This is a genomic window from Streptomyces sp. NPDC058751 (assembly GCF_042746485.1).
In the GTDB taxonomy this organism is placed as follows: domain Bacteria; phylum Actinomycetota; class Actinomycetes; order Streptomycetales; family Streptomycetaceae; genus Streptomyces.
On the sequence record NZ_JBHYPZ010000106.1, the window covers coordinates 1 to 1,640 of the forward strand.

The following is a 1,640-nucleotide window of genomic DNA, read 5'->3' on the forward strand; positions in this document are numbered from 1 at the left end:
CTAGGGCGTGTATCGAAAGTGGATCTTGGGCTGTGAATGATCACGGCTCATGGGTCGGGGAGATCTCACGGACGAGCAGTGGGCGGTGCTGGAGCCGTTGCTGCCGAGAGGGACGAAGGCGGGGCGGCCGCCCGTCTGGTCTCGGCGGCGGCTGATCGACGGCATACGGTTCCGGGTCCGGACCGGTGTCCCGTGGCGGGATGTCCCCGTCGAGTACGGGCCGTGGAACCGGATCTATGACCTGTTCCGCCGGTGGCAACGGAACGGCACCTGGCACCGGATCCTCACCCGGCTCCAGTCGCTGGCCGACGTGAAGGGCGCGATCGTCTGGGACCTGAGCGTCGACTCCACGGTCTGCCGTGCCCACCAGCATGCGGCCGGGGCTCGCAAGCGGGGCGACCTGCAGAAAGAGCCGCCGGGCGGTGTGTTCACCGAGCCTGGAGACCACGGGCTGGGACGCTCGCGCGGCGGGTTCACGACCAAACTGCACCTGGCTGTCGAGCAAGGTCAAAAGCCCATGTCAATTGTGGTCACGGCCGGGCAGCGCGGGGATTCGCCGCAGTTTGAACCCGTGCTGGAGAAGGTCCGTGTGCCCCGCATCGGGCCGGGCAGGCCACGTGTCCGTCCCGATCGGGTGCGTGCTGACAAGGCGTACGCCTCCCGTAGAAACCGTTCCTATCTGCGCCGCCGTGGGATCCGCTGCACCATCCCGGACAAGGTCGACCAGGCGCGCAACCGCCAGAAGCTGGGCTCCCACGGAGGTCGGCCGCCTTACTTCGACCCGGTCGACTACCGCGAGCGCCACGCGGTCGAGTGCGGGATCAACCGCCTCAAGAGGCACCGGGCGGTCGCCACGCGATATGACAAGCTCGCGGTCCGCTACGAGGCAACCGTCCTCATCGCAACCATCAACGAATGGCTGTGACCAGGTCTTTCAAGACTCATAAGGGCCGCCGCGGAAGTACATACTCCTGTGCGCTCGGGGACGGTCACCGCGCCCGTGCGCGGCATCGGATCGGTTGGCAGGTGCCATTCGTTCGGCCAGCGCCCGCAGCGTCTCCAGGCCGGCCAGCACCTCCGCGCGATTGTCCGCCGCCTTCATCCAGGCCGGCAGCCGAGCGAACATCGACATTGTCGGCCGCACTCCGCCACGCTCTCGCAATCGCGCCCCGACATAGGCGGACAGCTCATCGACATGCCCCTCGTTGTAGGCCCACAAGATGTGACCGGCGCAACGGGTCTGCAGCCACAGAGGCTGCTGGAAGAACGGATCCTCACTACCACCCAGCACCGCGCCGACCAGCCCAGCCCCCTGCGCCTCAGGCTTCCAGTCGGCGACTGCACCGCATCCTCCACAGGCCAGCCGACGCGGTTGGAAAAGGAGCTCGCTGAAGTATCTGGGATCAGGAAGGCCAGGCTGGGGGATCACGAGAGCGCGGCCCCCGCATCGCGGACAGACCACAAGCATCCGACCCGCGAATCGAGCCAACCAGCCTCCTGGGTCATAGTGACGAGCGAGATCAGTGCGCGGCTCGGAATCCATGACGGACAGCATCACAGATCCGCGATGCGAGCAGTTGCACCAGATTCTCGAGCATGCCCCACAGGCCGCTACCAGCCACTTTCGATACACGCCCTAG

Annotated in this window: 2 protein-coding genes; one reads left to right on the forward strand and one right to left on the reverse strand. The window is 66.6% G+C overall.

What is annotated here, in order from left to right:
• The first annotated feature begins 49 nt into the window (after positions 1 to 49).
• The gene (locus tag ACFW6B_RS41105) at positions 50 to 925 is read left to right on the forward strand and encodes an IS5 family transposase (protein ID WP_386605058.1); all 876 of its coding nucleotides are present in this window, start codon (positions 50 to 52) and stop codon (positions 923 to 925) included.
• A 9-nt stretch (positions 926 to 934) separates the two neighbouring features.
• Here ACFW6B_RS41105 and ACFW6B_RS41110 read toward each other — a convergent pair whose 3' ends face one another.
• Positions 935 to 1,291 carry a hypothetical protein gene (locus ACFW6B_RS41110; RefSeq protein WP_386605060.1) on the reverse strand — a complete coding sequence of 119 codons (357 nt, stop codon included), beginning with the start codon at positions 1,289 to 1,291 and terminating at the stop codon, positions 935 to 937.
• Between the last annotated feature and the right edge of the window lie 349 nt (positions 1,292 to 1,640).

What these genes read in the sequence shown, in the direction of transcription:
- ACFW6B_RS41105 (WP_386605058.1), top strand. Translation starts at nt 50, where the DNA reads ATGGGTCGGGGAGATCTCACGGACGAGCAGTGGGCGGTGCTGGAGCCG.